The following is a 644-nucleotide window of genomic DNA, read 5'->3' on the forward strand; positions in this document are numbered from 1 at the left end:
ACAAAAAGAGCGACAATAAAAGCGCTGATAAACCGTGAGATAAAGAAAGGCAACAGGTCTGCACTCAAATATGCCCAGTTTTTGATTAAAGAGAGCAGGCTTGCACCCATCATGATCGGAATCGCCATGATGAAGGTGAAATCAGCGGCCGCTCTGTGGCTCAAGCCGAGAATAACCCCGCCTGAAATCGTCGAACCCGAGCGCGAGAAGCCCGGCCAAAGCGCCAGACATTGAAACAGCCCCATGCCAAGCGCCTGCTTATACGTCATCCTATCAACCGAATCTGTCGTATCCTTGCGCCGATTGATCCAGTCGGCTGCGAGCATCAGCACCGCACCGGCGATGAGACCGACCGCAACGGTGCGGACGGAAAACAAGTATTGATCAATATAGTCTTCAAATAAAAATCCAAGCACAGCGGCGGGAACAAGGCCTACAGCGATTTGGGCGATGGAAAGGCGGTTTCCCGATTTCTGCTCTTCCGTAATGTTTTTCTTCATGCCTAAAAGATTGAGAATCCGGTCTTTAAATACGATGGCGACGGCAAGGATGGAGCCGAGCTGAATCACGACTTTAAAGGTATTCGCCGCCTCCGGCGTAAGCAGTTCTTTCGATTTCAGCCAGACATCGTCAACAATAATCAT

General features: G+C 50.2%; 1 protein-coding gene. It reads right to left on the bottom strand.

Annotated elements, in window-relative coordinates:
• Positions 1-644 (bottom strand): undecaprenyl-diphosphate phosphatase (locus ACWHAR_RS28420; protein ID WP_452088614.1); only part of this gene is annotated, 644 nt, incomplete at both ends.

The sequence above is a fragment of the Bacillus sp. LR--39 genome, assembly GCF_053613335.1.